Genomic DNA, 16,990 nt, shown 5'->3' with positions numbered 1-16,990 from the left:
GTCATTCTCCGGCTTCCATTAAAATCACCTCTTGCAACACACAAACCGCCTCCTCCACCGTCCGGACATCTTTCACCAGCATGGAACGTCTGTTGCTTTGTTCACGCAGGTCACAGCGACGGGTATATTTCATCATGTACGCAATGACCTTGCCAAATGCCTGACTCTGAAAATACGGACTATCCGGATTGGACACAAAGAACAGAGACATACGCCCGCCTTTCAGAAACACCTTCTCTATACCCATGCGAGCAGCCAAACGGCGGAGAGGAACAATACGCAACAGCTCCTCCGTCTCCGGTGGAATAGGTCCGAAGCGGTCTTCCAGACGAGTGCGGAAAGCTTCTACATCTTTGTCCAGCACCAGGCTGTCCAGTTCGCGATAAAGAAGCATACGCTCACTGCTACCGGTCACATAAGTTGCGGGAAGCAGGAGTTCCAGGTCACTCTCTACCTGACATTCATCTACAAACTGCTCACCACTAATAGTGCCGTCTCCCTTCAACTCTTCGGCATAGAGTTCGGCAAACTCATCCGTCTTCAGTTCTTGTACAGCCTCGGAAAGAATCTTCTGATAGGTTTCGTAACCAAGGTCGGCAATGAAGCCACTTTGTTCTGCACCCAACATATTGCCCGCACCACGAATATCCAAGTCTTGCATAGCGATATGAATGCCACTGCCAAGATCGGAGAAATTCTCGATAGCCTGCAAACGGCGTTTCGCCTCAGGAGTAAGCGAGGACAAAGGAGGGGCAAGCAAGTAACAGAATGCTTTCTTATTGCTGCGCCCTACACGCCCACGCATCTGGTGCAAGTCACTCAAACCAAAATTTTGAGCCTGATTGATGATGATAGTGTTGGCATTCGGAATGTCAATGCCACTCTCTATGATGGTAGTGGCAAGTAATACATCGTAATCATAGTTCACGAAGTCGAAGATGATCTTTTCCAGTTCGGCAGGTTCCATCTGACCGTGGCCGATAGCTACGCGGCAATCAGGAATATGGCGTTCTATCATCATCTTCAACTCGATGAGATTGGAAATACGATTGTTGACGAAGAAGACTTGTCCGTTACGACTCATCTCAAAGTTAATGGCATCAGCAATGATTTCTTCGTTAAAAGTATGTACCTCCGTCTGAATGGGGTAACGATTAGGTGGCGGAGTTTGTATCACCGAAAGGTCACGGGCACCCAACAAGGAGAATTGTAGAGTTCGGGGAATAGGTGTGGCTGTCATGGTCAAGGTATCCACGTTCACCTTCAGTTGACGCAGTTTTTCTTTCACACTTACGCCGAACTTTTGCTCTTCATCAATGATGAGCAGTCCCAAATCTTTAAACTTCACGTCTTTACCAAGAATACGGTGGGTGCCGATGAGAATATTCACATCTCCATCAGTAAGTCCTTTCACTACGGCTTTCGCCTGTGCAGCGGTGCGGGCACGGCTCAGATATTCTACCCGGCAGGGAAGTTCTTTCAGCCGGTCACGGAAAGTCTGAAAATGTTGGTAAGCTAATACGGTTGTAGGCACCAGTACAGCCACCTGCTTATTATCCGCCACAGCTTTAAAGGCTGCACGCACAGCCACTTCCGTCTTTCCGAAACCAACATCACCGCACACCAACCGGTCCATAGGGCGGGCACTTTCCATATCAGCTTTCACATCGGCCGTTGCCTTACTCTGATCAGGAGTGTCTTCATAAATAAAAGATGCCTCCAACTCCCGTTGCAGGAAACTGTCCGGACTGTATTGAAAACCTTTCTCTTCACGGCGCTGGGAATAGAGTTTGATAAGGTCACGCGCAATATCCTTGATTTTTGATTTAGTACGGTCTTTCAGCTTTTCCCAGGCACCTGTACCTAACTTATTCAAACGCGGTGCTTCACCTTCTTTTCCTTTGTATTTGGAAACTTTATGCAGAGAATGAATGGAAACGAACACAACGTCTTCATTCTGATAGACCAGCTTCATCACTTCCTGGGTAGTGTCGCCGTTGGGAATACGTACCAGTCCGGCAAAACGCCCTACACCATGATCGGTATGCACCACATAATCACCCGGTGTAAACTGATTGAGTTCTTTCAGGCTCAAGGCAACCTTACCGCTACGGGCTTTGTCACTCTTCAGGTTGTATTTATGGAAACGGTCGAACAACTGATGATCAGTAAAGATGCAAAGATGCAAGGCATTGTCTACAAACCCTTCGTGCAGAGTACGTTCTACGGCTATGAAGGAAATATCGTCTCCACGATCCTCGAAAATCGCGCGGATACGGTCGGTTTGCTTCATGCTATCACTACATATATATAAGGTGTAGCCGAGTGAAAGATACTCCTTGAATGAGTCCGCCACCATATCGAAATTCTTATGGAAGATGGGTTGGGCAGTAGTCTTGAAAGTAACGGTGGCATCCGGAGTGCCGGTAGGTTTATTGCCAAATTCCATGCGACGAAAATCGAGCGCACGCAAGGTAAACTCTCCGCCATCAATCAATTTTCCTTCTAAAGTGATGGCACCGTTCTCCTCCGCTTCACGGGCCGCGATAGCTTGTGGGGTAAGTGACTCATCATGCACCGTCTGAATACGTTCGCGCAGCCAAAGAAAGTCACGCATTGCCAATATGGTCTCGGGTTGCAAGAAGTCGAGAAAAGATACCATGCCACCACTACCACCCTGCTCCAGACTATGACTTAAATCGGGAACAATCACAATACTGTCTTTCTTTTCCCTGGAAAGCTGGGAATCGACCTCAAAAGTACGGAGGCTTTCCACCTCATCGCCGAAGAAATCTATACGGAAAGGATATTCGGAAGAAAAAGAGAAAACATCGACAATGCTACCGCGCACGGCATACTGTCCCGGTTCATATACATAGTCCACATATTCAAAACCGTAACTACGCAGCACATCAGTTATGAAATTCATATCCACCCGCTCAGCTGTATGCAGCTTCAGCGTTTTATCCCCCAGTTCCTTACGGGAAACCACCTTCTCAGCCAAAGCGTCGGGATAAGTTACCACGCAGAGTCCTTCCTCGTTCTTCTGCAAACGGCTCAGCACTTCGGTACGGAGAATCTCATTGGCCGCATCTTTCTGCCCGTACTTGATGGCACGACGGAAAGAAGAAGGGAAAAACAGCACTTTCTCCGTTCCTAAAACCTGTGTTAAGTCATGGTAAAAGTACCCTGCCTCTTCCAGGTCACCCAGAATAAAAACAAAAGGACAGCCCCCCCGTTGCACCAGCACGGATGAAAACAGCGAAGCGGCAGAAGCGCACAGACCCTCGCAGAAAAGGGAACGGACGGACGATTTCTTTAGTAAACCCCTCATTGCTTCCACATTGGGATGAGCGGCATATCGTTGTTGTAGCTCGGTAATTGTCATCATAACGAGCGCAAAATTACTAAATAATCCTTAGTTTTGTTCGTATGTGATAGAAAACACTTAACTTTGTTCCCAATAAGAATCCTCTTTTTATGAATATGCAGACATCGGACAGCATCGTTATCATTCCCACATACAACGAACGGGAGAACATCGAAAATATCATCCGCGCCGTTTTCGCCCTGGAAAAAGTATTCCATATCCTTATTATCGAAGACGGTTCGCCTGACGGTACTGCCGCCATTGTCAGAACTTTGCAGCAGGAATTCCCCGAACGCCTGTTCATGATAGAACGCAAAGGCAAGCTGGGGTTGGGAACCGCCTACATCGCCGGTTTCAAATGGTCGTTGGAACATCATTACGATTACATCTTTGAGATGGACGCCGATTTCAGTCACAATCCTGCCGACCTTCCCCGCCTGTACAAAGCTTGCGCCGAGGATGGTGCCGATGTATCCATCGGTTCACGCTACGTCAGTGGCGTCAATGTAGTGAACTGGCCTATGGGACGTGTACTGATGTCCTACTTTGCTTCCAAATACGTGCGCATCATTACGGGGTTACCGGTGCATGATACCACCGCAGGATTCAAGTGCTACCGCCGGAAAGTATTGGAAACCATCGACCTCGACGGTATACGCTTTAAGGGTTATGCTTTCCAGATTGAAATGAAATTCACCGCTTACAAATGCGGTTTCAAAATAGCGGAAGTACCCGTTATCTTCATCAACCGGGAACTGGGCACTTCTAAAATGAACAGCAGTATCTTCGGGGAGGCCGTCTTCGGAGTTATCAAACTGAAAATGAACAGTTGGTTCCATAAATATCCGAAAGCTGTGAACAATGATTAGTGATTAACGATAAATGATTAATGACGATGAGAAGAACGCTGATACATAACGCAACGATAGTGAATGAGGGACGTTCAGTCCAGGGATCCGTAGTGATTGAAAACGGCTTGATTGCCGAAGTGCTAACCTACGGAAAAGAACCTTCCGCCCCTTGTGATGAGATAATAGAAGCTACCGGGTGTTGCCTGCTACCGGGTGTCATTGACGACCATGTGCACTTCCGTGATCCGGGACTGACGCATAAAGCGGATATCTTTACCGAAAGCCGTGCGGCTGCCGCAGGCGGCGTCACCTCTATCATGGATATGCCAAACACGCAACCGCTGACTACCACTCTCGATGCACTTGAACAGAAATTCGACCTGCTGAACGAGAAATGTATCGTCAACCACTCTTGCTATTTCGGTGCTACCAACGATAATTATACCGAATTCAACAATCTGGATAAGAACCGTGTATGTGGTATCAAGCTCTTTATGGGCTCCAGTACCGGCAATATGCTGGTGGATAAGACCAACAGTCTGCTGAATATTTTCAATGGAACAGATATGCTGATTGCCGCCCATTGCGAAAGTCAGGAAATCATCAAGAAGAATACTGATTACTACAAAGAAATGTTCCGTAATGCAACGGATATTCCTGTCAGTAAACATCCCTTTATACGCTCTTCGGCCGCTTGTTACGCTTCATCGGAACTGGCAGTCCGCATGGCAAGCCTGGCCGGTGCACGCCTGCACGTGCTTCATGTTTCTACGGCAAAAGAATTGCGGTTGTTCAGCGATGAGTCATTGGAAGATAAGCACATCACAGCCGAAGCCTGTATCGCCCACCTGCTATTCAGCCAACAAGATTATAAAGTGTTGGGAACCCGTATCAAATGTAATCCTGCCATCAAAAGACAGGTGGACCGCGATGCGTTACGGAATGCAGTCAACACCGGAGTTATTGATGTAATTGCCACCGACCACGCTCCTCACCTGCTCAGTGAGAAGGAAGGTGGTGCTCTGAAAGCAATGTCAGGTATGCCGATGATTCAGTATTCTTTAGTTAGTATGCTTGAATTGGCGGAACAAGGTATCTTCTCTATTGAAACAATTGTTGAAAAGATGTGTCATGCACCTGCCAAGATATACGGTATCTGTAAACGCGGTTATATTCGCGAAGGTTATCAGGCAGACCTTGTACTTGTCAGTCATGGTGAACGTTGGGAAGTCAACGCTGACAACATTCTCAGCAAATGCGGATGGAGTCCGCTCGAAGGCAATACCTTCCGCTGGAAAGTAGACAAAACGTTTGCCAACGGACATCTGATATACAGTGACGGACAGGTAGACGAAACTTACCGTGGCGAAGAGCTGAGGTTTAATTATTAATCATGAATTATAAACTATGAACTGCCTTGCGGACAATGTGTTGACATACCCCATTCATGAGGTTTCTCCATACATCAACTGGATATACTTCTTTCATGCATGGGGATTTCAACCCCGTTTTTCCGCTATTGCCGATATTCATGGTTGCGACTCATGCCGCGCCATGTGGCTCACAACTTTCCCCGAAGAAGAACGTGCTAAAGCTGCCGAAGCCATGCAGCTGTTCAAGGAAGCGAACCGGATGCTCAATCAACTGGACAAAGATTTCCACGTAAACACCTTGTTCCACCTTTGCAAGGCTAATGCAGACGGCGACAACCTGCTACTGGACGGTACCCTGTTCCCTTTGCTTCGCCAGCAAACGCCTCATCCTGACGGCAGTCCTTTTCTTTGTCTTAGTGACTTTGTCCGGCCGTTCTCGTCCGGCATTCCCGATACGGTAGGTATATTTGCCGCATCCTGTGATGGAGAAGTAGAACTTCTGTACGAAAACGATCCCTACAAACGTATATTAGTACAGACACTGGCCGACCGCCTTGCCGAGGCCGCCACAGAGAAAATGCACGAATATGTACGTAAAGTGGCCTGGGGATATGCCAAAGATGAAAAACTTTCGATACCGGAATTACTGAAAGAAAACTTCCAAGGCATACGTCCCGCTGTAGGCTACCCCTCTTTACCCGACCAGTCCGTCAACTTCCTACTGAACCAACTGCTGCACATGGAACAAATCGGCATCAGCCTGACAGAAAACGGAGCCATGCGCCCTCATGCCACTGTGTGCGGACTGATGTTAGCACATCCTGCTGCACGATACTTTGCTGTCGGTAAAATAGGAAATGACCAGTTGGAAGACTATGCACGGCGCAGAGGAATGCCGGTAGAGACCATAAAGAAATTTCTGGCAGCAAACCTGTAACTTCCCTTATCAGAATCACTTTACACTTGCGGCTGCGTGGGCTTACGCTTGTACAAGTGTAGGGTCACGCTTGTATAAGTGTAGGCCCACGCAGCCGCAAGTGTTATAATCAGAACTTATATCCTATTTCAATCATCGTTCCCACGTATGCCGAATCAAAATCACCGGATATAACTCCCACACGTCCTGAAGCTCCTATAAGAATGCGATTAATCTCAAAACCTATCCCATAAGCATATCCGCCTCCAAAACGCTTTCCAAACATATCGACATCATACTGACGCTTTTGTTGGTTCTCCGGGTCATAGTATTCAAAGGAGCCACTGGCTGTTCCGCTTATGCCATAAGAAACATAAGGCCCCATTGTTATTGCAATTCCCAGGTTCCGCCCCAAGCGATACTTCAAGGCAAAAAGCAACGGCAATTCCAGACTGTTCATGGCGCATCTTGTATCATACGAATAGTAATATCTGTTATCGTCATAAACCTCAAAATCTAAATCACCTTGCATATCCCGATGCACAAAATGGAGAGCCGGCTGCAATGCCCAATGCTTGGAAAGCTTATAATCAAAGCCTACCCCAACCGAATAAGAAGCCCTCTCCAAAACATCTGCAGATCCACCCGTAATGAAATCAAAACCTATACCTGCCTTTACAAACCAGGAGAAACGTTTCGAGATAATCTGATTAGCCATTCTAATCTTCATAAGAGTAGACTCGCTCTCATCTTTCTTACCTTTCTCTATCCGGACAGAATCAAGCATCAAAGGTACGTCTTCTATAAAATAATTACCTTTCTTATCTGTAGTGGTGTTCAAATTAGTGCCTTTCACCGTTACTTTGGCATTCTTCACCGGATAATAGTCCTTATCAATAAGTCTGCCTTTCAATTTCTGTCCCTGCGCCATCGATGCTCCCGATATGCAGAGCCCCGCAATGATCAATATGATGATTTGTTTCATGATAGTATTCTTTTATATATTCGACATTTAGAGACACGATTAAAAACGGTATGAAACACTGGCGCCCAACACAAAATTATGTTCGGTCACTTCTCCCAACCCGTCGTCATCTGTGATAATTCCCATATTCTTACCGGAAAAGCTTATCATAAGTTTCTTATATTCAACACCTATGCCATAAGTCATACCAAATCCAAAGGGATGCAATAGTGAATGGTCAGGACCACCCCAACTACTAGGATACTTCTTATCATAAATATCATATTCAGCATCTGCCTTACCCATTTCGGAAACCTTCACCTTACCACTGAGTCCCCATGAAAGCACAGGGCCAAAAGATAACACAAGGCTCATATTACGGGCTAAATCATATCGTACCAGAAAGTTCAAAGGCACATCCAGCATCAGCGGATTCCATGTTTCTTTATAAGTATATGATCCGTCCGTGAAATTATATTCCGCTCCTCTATTGGCCAGCTGCACCATCGGGCGGAATGCCCAGCGCTTAGACATACGCACTTCCATACCGATACCGACATGATAACCGGTTTTAGTATCAGAACCTTCAGCAGTATAGCGACTCCAGTCCAGTCCGGCTTCCAATACCAATGACAGGCGTTTAGGCCGTGCAGCCATCATAATCGGCCGGTCTATTTTAGCTTCTTCTGTTTCCATGCCGATAGACTCTACGACAACTTTTTCTACATCAGCAGGTACATCCCTTAACAGAAACTTACCGTCAATGTCAGTGATTGCACTGATCGTTGTACCTTCTGCGGTAACTAAAGCACCTACTATCGGCTCGTTTCTTTTATCCGTCACCACATCTTTTATATCGTGCGTCTGCTGTGCCATGATAGCGGTCAGTCCGACAACCACCATGAATAAAGTTATAATCAGTCTTTTCATCTTTATCTTGAAAATTGAAATGGTTGAACATATCCGTAAACCGTTACATTATCCTGCGTAACAACAAAAGGACGCATATAGCAAGATCCACCTTGATAAGGAAAACTCACTTCTCCTTTACCAATCTCGGCTGTAAATACTTGATCAGCCGTCGTCGGCAGTTGATTTGTCGTAGAATAACAAACGCCTATTCGGGCAATTCCTTCTTCAAACTCACTATTATAAAAACGGGCATATACCATCTGTTCCCATTCTGAATATGAGATGTCAGCATAAGGAGCATACTTGGTGGGGATTGCGAAAGATTTAATCTCGCTGAATGTAGCCTTCCTGCCATCTTGCTGCAAACAATCATCCAAAATACCGGGACCACCACCCCAGGTCCAATTATAAGCTACCAGCCGATAGTAATACGTGCCTGCCCCCCAGCTCATCATATCAAGGTGAAACATAGCTATTGAAGCATTTTCATTCCAGTACTCCGGAGTGATGCGGCATACCTTTTCATAATCATAGTTATAGTAAAATATCTTTTCTTCAGACAGATTGTCTTTATCTGGTGATATACAAAATTCGAGATAACTGCATCTCTCGTAGGGAGAATCAAAAACGGGATTTCCGGATAACAGATACACCCGCCTGTCACGATAATCAAAGAATATTCCATACTTGCTTTCCAAGTCTTTCTGCTCACTATACGAGAAATTAGTCAGTTCCTTTATATCATTCAGATTAACCTTGGAAGGCGGAAACTCCGGGCTGTCAATGTCCCCACATGCCGACAAGCACAGCAGCACTGTGCAGCATACTCCAATAAAAGATTTCATCATCATTCTTCAATGTTGTTGTTGTTAATACTAATGTTGTCATTAAATACTATTGAGGCAAAGATACATTTCTCATTTAGAATAATCAAACTCTTTTTTAATAATATTTAGTCAAAAAGGCGATTTCGAGAGACAAACAGCTTAAAAGGAGTACTAAATGATTAAAATCCATTTCTGCCCTTGTGATTTTCTTATTACCTTTGCGACTAACAGTGCAAAAGCAATTCAAGAAGAAGCATGGAGAATGTAGAACAAGAGTTCCTGTCCGTGATACGGGAGTACGAGCGCGTTATTTATAAGGTGTGCTATCTGTACACTACGCCGAATGCTACCCTGAACGACTTGTATCAGGATGTCGTGCTCAATTTGTGGAGAGCTTACCCCAAGTTTCGGCGAGAATGCAAAGTGTCTACATGGATATACCGCATCGCACTGAACACTTGTATCAGTTTCATCCGCAAAGAAAAAAACATCCCCGAAATCGTGACCCTGAGCCAGGACTCCGACCGGATGGAAGAATTGGACGAAACACAAAACATGCTGAAACAACTCTATCGGATGATTAACCGACTGGGGCAACTGGAAAAATCCATTATCCTGCTTTATCTGGAAGAGAAAAGCTATGAGGAGATTTCAGAAATCACCGGTCTGACAGTAACGAACATCGCTACCAAAATCAGCCGGATTAAAGACAAACTTAGAAAAATGAACAAGGAGGAATAATATGGAACTGGATGAACTGAAGAAATCTTGGAATGCGCTGGACGAGCAATTGAAAAAAGAACCGATTGCCGACGAAAAGCAGATTGCGGGAATGATTGCCGAATACAAGGCAAACACACGCAAAAGCATAGGGCGCCTTACAGGTTGGCAACGCTTCTCCGTCGGTATCGGAATAGTAGGACTGGTGCTTCTTCTGATTGTTTGGTTGCTGCCATCCATTTTCCAAATCAGCGGAGACTGGCAACCCAAAATCAATTCACTTGTGATATTTGTCGGCATCAGTATCCTGATAGGTATCTGGTGGGACCACAAGAATTATCGCTGGATAAAAAACACTAAGATTGAGGAAATGCCGGTAGCCATTGTCAGCAAGCGTATGGCAAGCTTCCGCCGATGGACCAAATATGAAATCATTGCTATCTCCGTATGGGTGATAGTGTTCAATATACTCAATTACTGGATGATGGGTTACTACAAGGCATCCTTTGGAGTTCAAGCCACACTGATTGCTTTCTTCGTACTGTGTGACGTTACCATCATCTACTTGTTATACAAAAAAGTTGCTTATAAATATCTCAACGATATTAAAAAGAACATAGAAGAATTAGAAGATATATGCACAGAATAACCCTGCTCCTTATACTTTTTTTATTAATTCCCGATGTGTACATTTACTTTATGTACATCCTACGGAAAACTAAAAACATCTGGTTACGCATTGCACACTGGATACCTACCGTTTTATTAATAGCCGGTTATTTTGTATTAATGCATGGTATAGGCGAGAACGCCATGGCACATCATGCCCAAGCCATCGGAAGGCTTGCCATCTGTGTATTCCTGTTTGCCATTCCCAAGACAATATTCATGATATGCTCGTTAGTGGGATTGCCTTTCCACTATCTGCTACGTTGGCCCCGTTCACCATTTACGGCTATAGGACTGGTGCTGGGCGTAGTCAGTTTCTTCAATATCCTTTATGGCACATTAGTGGGTATCAGCAAGTTCGAAATAAAAGAAGTGGAATTTCACCACCCGGATCTCCCGAAAGCATTTGACGGTTATCGTATCGTGCAATTATCCGACATACATATCGGCAGCTGGATAGAAAACAAGAAACCTATCTGCAAGTTGGTAGAATTAGTTAATGGGCAGAATCCCGACTTAATTGTATTCACCGGCGACTTAGTGAACCAACGCAGCTGCGAACTGGAAGGTTTTCAAGATATTCTCTCACAACTCCACGCCAAAGATGGCGTATATTCCATCCTGGGCAACCACGATTATGGAAGTTATTATCGCTGGAAAAACCTGAAAGAGCAGGTGAACAACATTGATAATCTGGTTCGCGAAGAAAAAGCCATGGGGTGGAAATTGCTGAACAATGAGCATGACATACTGTACCACCAAGGAGACAGCATCGCTCTGATTGGCGTAGAAAATGACGGAGAGCCGCCTTTCTCCCAATTTGCCGACTTAAAGAAAGCAGCAGAAGGCACGGAGGGTATGTTCCGCGTTCTTTTAAGCCATAACCCTACACATTGGCGGCGGGAAGTATTACCGGACACAAACATTGAACTGATGCTTGCCGGACACACACATGCTATGCAAGCCATCATGTTCGGCCATTCACTTGCTTCGCTGATTTATCCCGAATGGAGTGGATTGTACACCGAGGGAGAACGGGGACTGTACGTCAATATCGGCATCGGCTATGTGGGATTGCCATTCCGCTTCGGAGCATGGCCGGAAATAACAGTGATCACATTGCACAACTAATCGCAACAAAAACAGCAGTACCATCCGGAGCAAAGGGCATAGCCATCGCAGAAGGAAGAATTACCGGAACAATTAAAAGTACTATCACCGGGTGGCATATCTGAATCAAAATATATATCTTTGCAGAAACGAAACATCCAACACCTATGAAGATACTATATTATATATATCAGATATGTTTTGCATTGCCCATCCTTTTAGTATTGACTATCCTCACAGCATTGGTCACTATTGTCGGCTCCCTGATAGGCGGTGCACACATCTGGGGATATTACCCCGGAAAAATATGGTCGCAACTCATTTGCGTCTTCCTGCTTATCCCTGTGAAAGTGCGCGGACGGGAGAAAATACATAAACATACATCCTATGTATTCGTTCCCAATCATCAGGGAGCATTCGACATATTCCTTATCTATGGTTTCCTGGGACGTAACTTCAAGTGGATGATGAAAAAGAGCCTGCGGAAACTCCCATTCGTAGGAAAAGCATGCGAAAGCGCGGGACACATCTTTGTAGACCGGTCCGGCCCCAAAAAAGTACTGGAAACCATTCGCCAGGCAAAGGCTTCCCTGAAAGACGGCGTATCATTAGTGGTATTCCCTGAAGGTGCACGTACATTCACCGGACACATGGGATATTTCAAGAAAGGCGCTTTCCAGCTGGCGGACGAATTGCAATTGGAAGTAGTACCGGTCACCATCGACGGTTCATTCCAAATTTTACCTCGTACAGGGAAGTGGATACACCGCCACCGCATGATACTGACCATCCACGATCCCATCCCGCCCAAAGGACAGGGCATTGAAAACATCAAGGCGACGATGGCCGAAGCCTACGCCGCCGTAGAAAGTGCTTTACCGGAAGAATACAAGGGAATGGTGAAGAATGAAGATCAGTGACCACTTTCCTCCATGCGCCGGTGTTCCTCAATCAATTTCATATTTTCTTTGGCCTTATCAATAAACTCCCTCACTAAAGGGGTGTTCTTGAAAGATTGGGGAGCGGTTCTGATGATATCTTCCACTTGAGGCGTCATCACGGGATAAGGCAGCGTGCTGCACATCATCATGAATACGCTGGGGCCAAGAACATTCTCGTAATTAGTGGAAATGAACTCCTTTATATAGTCATTCATCTCTTTTACCAGAGCTTCTCCCTCCTGGGTCAGTTGTTCATGGACGTCCTCCAACGCGGCGCCATCCAATACCATACGTGCCTCTTTCCTCTCTAGTTCTTCTATTTTCAGTTCAAGCGCATTGCGCTTCTCGATGAACTCATACAAAGCATTGTTTAGCGGCGTACCTTTGGCGGTGAGTTGAGAGTTGGATATGGAGACTTCAATCTTACCGTTTTCAAGTACAAGAGGCATGATAGCCTCGTCATTCATGTAGAGCGTCACCATCATCACAGAGTCCGACGGGCCGCTCGTAGAGAACAAACCGTGTACCACTTCGGCGGAATCAATTGCTACCCATTGCCCGTCGCGGAGCGTTTTCAGGTATAACATCTTACCGTCAAGACTGGTCACTGACGACACGCCCTCAACCTTATACTTACGGCTGCACGAAGCAAAAAGCACGAGCAAAAGCATTAAAGGCAAAATACGGTTCACATTCATTCTAATCATGCAGGAAACGATTTTTATGAAACACGATACAAAGGTACAACCTATTCGGGTTGTAAAGAAACTTTTTATCAATATTTAATTTTTGGTCTCTTTTTTCCATTAATAATCCTTATAAGGAGGGAGAAAAGAAAGGATATTTCATTTAGTTTACTTATTTTTGCAGTGATAACTAACAAAATGTAAACCGTATAACTGAAATCAAAGAATCCCCCATGTCAACATACGCTCCTTTTGCCAAGCCCCTATATGTGATGCTGAAACCGGTAGGTGCCGTATGCAACCTCGCATGCGACTACTGTTATTACCTGGAAAAGAGCAAACTATATCAGAACAACCCCAAGCACGTGATGAGCGAAGAGTTGCTGGAAAAGTTTATCGAAGAATACATCAATTCGCAAACCATGCCTCAAGTGATGTTCACCTGGCACGGTGGAGAAACCCTGATGCGCCCCTTGTCTTTCTACAAGAAAGCGATGGAGCTGCAAAAAAAACATGCCGGGGGACGTACCATCGACAACTGCATCCAGACCAACGGCACCATGCTGACGGATGAATGGTGTGAGTTCTTCCGCGAAAACAACTGGTTGGTGGGTGTCTCCATCGACGGCCCGCAGGAGTTCCACGATGAATACCGCAAGAACAAACAGGGAAAACCTTCTTTTGTAAAGGTAATGCAAGGCATCAAACTGCTGAAGAAGCATGGTGTGGAATGGAACGGTATGGCGGTTGTGAACGACTACAACGCCGATTATCCGCTGGACTTTTACAATTTCTTTAAAGAAATAGGCTGCCATTACATTCAGTTTGCGCCTATCGTGGAACGGGTGTTCGGACATCAGGACGGACGGCACCTCGCTTCGCTTGCCGACCAGGAAGAGGTGGCCAAACTGGCGGACTTCTCCGTCAGCCCCGAACAATGGGGAGATTTTCTTTGCGCCATCTTCGACGAATGGGTAAAAAAGGATGTGGGTACCTATTATATCCAACTGTTCGACTCCACCCTTGCCAACTGGGTAGGCGAGCAACCGGGCGTCTGCTCTATGGCAAAGACGTGCGGACATGCCGGAGTGATGGAATTTAACGGAGACGTGTATTCTTGCGACCACTTCGTATTCCCCGAATATAAATTAGGAAACATCTATCAGAAAACACTGGTAGAGATGATGTACAGCGAAAAGCAGCAGGCGTTCGGACAAATGAAGCAGCAATCGCTGCCCACCCAATGCCGGGAATGTGAATGGCTGTTTGCCTGCAATGGCGAATGTCCCAAGAACCGCTTCGCACGGACGGCAAGCGGAGAACCGGGACTGAATTATCTGTGCAAGGGATATCACCGTTTCTTCGCCCATGTAGCGCCGTACATGGACTTCATGAAGAATGAGTTGATGAACCAGCGTCCACCTGCCAATGTGATGAATTTCGTGAAATCAAAATTATAATAATCAAGTAATAATGAAAATTAGAACCTATTTAGTAGCGCTCGCAGCGCTGGCGTTCGGCTCTGCAGCACGTGCCGACGAAGGAATGTGGTTACTGCAACTGATGAAACAGCAGAACTCCATTGAGTTGATGAAAAAGCAAGGTCTGAAACTGGAAGCGGATGATTTGTACAATCCGAACGGAGTCTCACTGAAAGATGCGGTAGGCATCTTCGGCGGTGGCTGTACGGGTGAAATCATCTCACCGGAAGGTTTGATTCTGACGAACCACCACTGCGGTTATGCGTCTATACAGCAGCACAGCAGTGTGGAGCACGACTACCTGACAGACGGTTTCTGGGCAAAGAACCGCAGCGAGGAACTGCCTACTCCGGGATTGAAGTTCCAGTTCGTCGACCGTATCGAGGACATTACGGATATCGTGAACCAGAAGATTGCCGCCGGTGAAGTGGACGAAGTGACGGCCATGACCCGTCCCTTCCTCAACAAACTGGCCAAAGAACTGTTTGAGAAGAGCGATTTGAAAGGCAAAAAAGGCATCGAAGTACAGGCACTGCCCTTCTATGCAGGCAACAAATACTACCTATTCTATAAAAAGGTATATACGGACGTGCGTATGGTAGCCGCTCCCCCCTCTTCTGTCGGTAAATTCGGTGGAGAAACAGACAACTGGATGTGGCCGCGCCACACGGGTGACTTCTCCATGTTCCGCATTTATGCGGATGCCAACGGTGACCCCGCAGAATATTCCGCCTCAAACGTCCCTCTGAAGACCCCGAAGTACCTGTCCATCTCCATCAAGGGACTGGAAGAAGGTGACTACGCCATGATTATGGGTTTCCCCGGCAGCACCAGCCGCTACCTCACCGTATCGGAAGTGAAAGAACGCATGGAATCGGAAAACCAGCCCCGCATCACCATCCGTGGCGCACGCCTCGCCGTATTGAAGGAAGTGATGGCTGCCAGCGACAAGACCCGCATCCAATATGCCAACAAGTATGCCGGAAGCAGCAACTACTGGAAGAACTCTATCGGCATGAACAAAGCCATTATCGACAACGATGTGATGGGCACGAAAGCTGAACAAGAGAAAAAGTTCGCCGAATTTGCCAAAGGCAAACCCGAATATGAAGGTGTAGTCGAAAAGATAGATGCCCTGGTAGCCCAGACAATGCCGCTCACCCGCCAGTACTATTACCTGGCAGAAGCATTCAGCGGTGCCATTGAGTTCGGCAGCCCGTACATGATTATGGACAACCTGAAAAAGGGACTGGAAGAAAAGAATGACTCCATCATCAACAAGTGTCTGGAACAATTGAAAGAGGTTTATGCCGACATCCATAATAAGGATTACGACCACGAAGTGGACCGCAAAGTGGCTAAAGCCATCTTCCCCGTATACGCTGAGATTATTCCGGCAGAACAACGTCCCGCTTTCTATCAGACTATCGAGAAAGAATTCAAGGGTGACTACAATGCCTACATCGATGCCATGTACGACAACTCCATCCTCGCCAACCAGGCTAACTTCGACAAGTTCATCAAGAAACCGACAGTGAAAGCTATCGACAAGGACCTGGCAACCCAATACTCGCGTGCAAAGATTGAAAAGCTAATGGCACTGGGACAAGAACTGAGTAGCGGTTCCAAAGAGCTGGCAGTGCTGCACAAAGCATACATCCGCGGTTTGGGTGAAATGAAAGAACCCGTGCCTTCATATCCGGATGCCAACTTCACCATCCGTCTGACATACGGCAATGTGAAATCGTACAATCCGCGCGATGCCGTACACTATAAATATTACACCACTACGGACGGTATTCTGGAAAAAGAAAATCCCGAAGACCGCGAATTCACGGTTCCCGCCAAACTGAAAGAACTGATTCAGAAGAAAGACTTCGGACGCTATGCACTGCCCAACGGTGACATGCCGGTTTGCTTCCTCAGCACCAACGACATCACCGGCGGTAACTCCGGCAGCCCGGTGCTGAATGCCAATGGCGAGTTGATAGGTTGTGCTTTCGACGGCAACTGGGAGTCACTCAGCGGCGACATCAACTTCGACAACAACCTGCAACGTTGTATCAATCTCGATATCCGCTACGTACTCTTTATCCTTGAGAAACTGGGAGGCTGTGAGCATCTGATAAAAGAAATGAACATTATAGAATAACGGACCACCCTATGGGAA

The 16,990-nt window shown here is 46.3% G+C and carries 14 protein-coding genes; 9 read left to right on the top strand and 5 right to left on the bottom strand.

The window, feature by feature from the left end; genetic code table 11:
- Position 1: 1 nt before the first annotated feature.
- The gene (mfd, locus tag BUC01_RS15335) at positions 2 to 3,388 is read right to left on the bottom strand and encodes a transcription-repair coupling factor (protein WP_025831470.1); all 3,387 of its coding nucleotides are present in this window, start codon (positions 3,386 to 3,388) and stop codon (positions 2 to 4) included.
- Between the two features lie 98 nt (positions 3,389 to 3,486).
- On the opposite strand from mfd, the gene BUC01_RS15330 reads away from it, so the two are divergent.
- From BUC01_RS15330 to BUC01_RS15320, 3 genes are read left to right on the top strand one after another with little or no spacing between them, the layout of a single operon-like run.
- The gene (locus tag BUC01_RS15330; protein ID WP_025831469.1) at positions 3,487 to 4,239 is read left to right on the top strand and encodes a polyprenol monophosphomannose synthase; all 753 of its coding nucleotides are present in this window, start codon (positions 3,487 to 3,489) and stop codon (positions 4,237 to 4,239) included.
- A gap of 26 nt (positions 4,240 to 4,265) precedes the next feature.
- The gene (locus BUC01_RS15325) at positions 4,266 to 5,612 is read left to right on the top strand and encodes a dihydroorotase (RefSeq protein ID WP_025831467.1); all 1,347 of its coding nucleotides are present in this window, start codon (positions 4,266 to 4,268) and stop codon (positions 5,610 to 5,612) included.
- 16 nt (positions 5,613 to 5,628) lie between these two features.
- On the top strand, positions 5,629 to 6,531 hold the full coding sequence (locus BUC01_RS15320) for a vitamin B12 dependent-methionine synthase activation domain-containing protein (protein WP_025831465.1): 903 nt from the start codon (positions 5,629 to 5,631) through the stop codon (positions 6,529 to 6,531).
- Between the two features lie 109 nt (positions 6,532 to 6,640).
- On the opposite strand, the gene BUC01_RS15315 is transcribed toward BUC01_RS15320, so the two are convergent.
- The 3 genes from BUC01_RS15315 to BUC01_RS15305 are packed head-to-tail and all read right to left on the bottom strand — an operon-like array spanning position 6,641 to position 9,237.
- The gene (locus BUC01_RS15315; protein WP_073314158.1) at positions 6,641 to 7,495 is read right to left on the bottom strand and encodes an outer membrane beta-barrel protein; all 855 of its coding nucleotides are present in this window, start codon (positions 7,493 to 7,495) and stop codon (positions 6,641 to 6,643) included.
- A 39-nt stretch (positions 7,496 to 7,534) separates the two neighbouring features.
- Positions 7,535 to 8,404, bottom strand: coding sequence for a carboxypeptidase-like regulatory domain-containing protein (locus tag BUC01_RS15310; protein ID WP_025834673.1), 870 nt, complete (start codon positions 8,402 to 8,404; stop codon positions 7,535 to 7,537).
- 2 nt (positions 8,405 to 8,406) lie between these two features.
- Positions 8,407 to 9,237: a hypothetical protein gene (locus BUC01_RS15305; protein WP_243462697.1), complete on the bottom strand. Its 831-nt coding sequence runs from the start codon at positions 9,235 to 9,237 to the stop codon at positions 8,407 to 8,409.
- 231 nt (positions 9,238 to 9,468) lie between these two features.
- Here BUC01_RS15305 and BUC01_RS15300 point away from each other — a divergent pair, with 231 nt between their 5' ends.
- The 4 genes from BUC01_RS15300 (at position 9,469) to BUC01_RS15285 (ending at position 12,632) form a co-directional block, all read left to right on the top strand.
- Entirely contained in the window at positions 9,469 to 9,954 is a 486-nt protein-coding gene (locus tag BUC01_RS15300; protein ID WP_025834670.1) for an RNA polymerase sigma factor, read from the top strand.
- A gap of 1 nt (position 9,955) precedes the next feature.
- Complete coding sequence (locus tag BUC01_RS15295; protein WP_025834668.1) at positions 9,956 to 10,582, top strand: hypothetical protein; 627 nt, start codon at positions 9,956 to 9,958, stop codon at positions 10,580 to 10,582.
- Complete coding sequence (locus BUC01_RS15290) at positions 10,570 to 11,733, top strand: metallophosphoesterase (protein ID WP_025834666.1); 1,164 nt, start codon at positions 10,570 to 10,572, stop codon at positions 11,731 to 11,733. The genes BUC01_RS15295 and BUC01_RS15290 overlap by 13 nt, the downstream gene beginning before the upstream one ends.
- A 146-nt stretch (positions 11,734 to 11,879) precedes the next feature.
- Complete coding sequence (locus BUC01_RS15285) at positions 11,880 to 12,632, top strand: lysophospholipid acyltransferase family protein (RefSeq protein WP_044533485.1); 753 nt, start codon at positions 11,880 to 11,882, stop codon at positions 12,630 to 12,632.
- Here the strand turns inward: BUC01_RS15285 and BUC01_RS15280 are convergent.
- Positions 12,626 to 13,360 (bottom strand): DUF4369 domain-containing protein, encoded by a 735-nt coding sequence (locus BUC01_RS15280; protein ID WP_025834664.1) that lies wholly within the window; start codon positions 13,358 to 13,360, stop codon positions 12,626 to 12,628. The genes BUC01_RS15285 and BUC01_RS15280 overlap by 7 nt on opposite strands.
- A 212-nt stretch (positions 13,361 to 13,572) precedes the next feature.
- Here BUC01_RS15280 and BUC01_RS15275 point away from each other — a divergent pair, with 212 nt between their 5' ends.
- Entirely contained in the window at positions 13,573 to 14,799 is a 1,227-nt protein-coding gene (locus BUC01_RS15275; protein WP_073314156.1) for an anaerobic sulfatase-maturation protein, read from the top strand.
- 13 nt (positions 14,800 to 14,812) lie between these two features.
- Complete coding sequence (locus BUC01_RS15270) at positions 14,813 to 16,972, top strand: S46 family peptidase (protein WP_369451344.1); 2,160 nt, start codon at positions 14,813 to 14,815, stop codon at positions 16,970 to 16,972.
- Positions 16,973 to 16,990 lie beyond the last annotated feature (18 nt).

This window comes from Bacteroides stercorirosoris, assembly GCF_900142015.1.
Lineage (GTDB): Bacteria > Bacteroidota > Bacteroidia > Bacteroidales > Bacteroidaceae > Bacteroides > Bacteroides stercorirosoris.
This window is presented reverse-complemented; position numbering and strand designations above follow the sequence as displayed.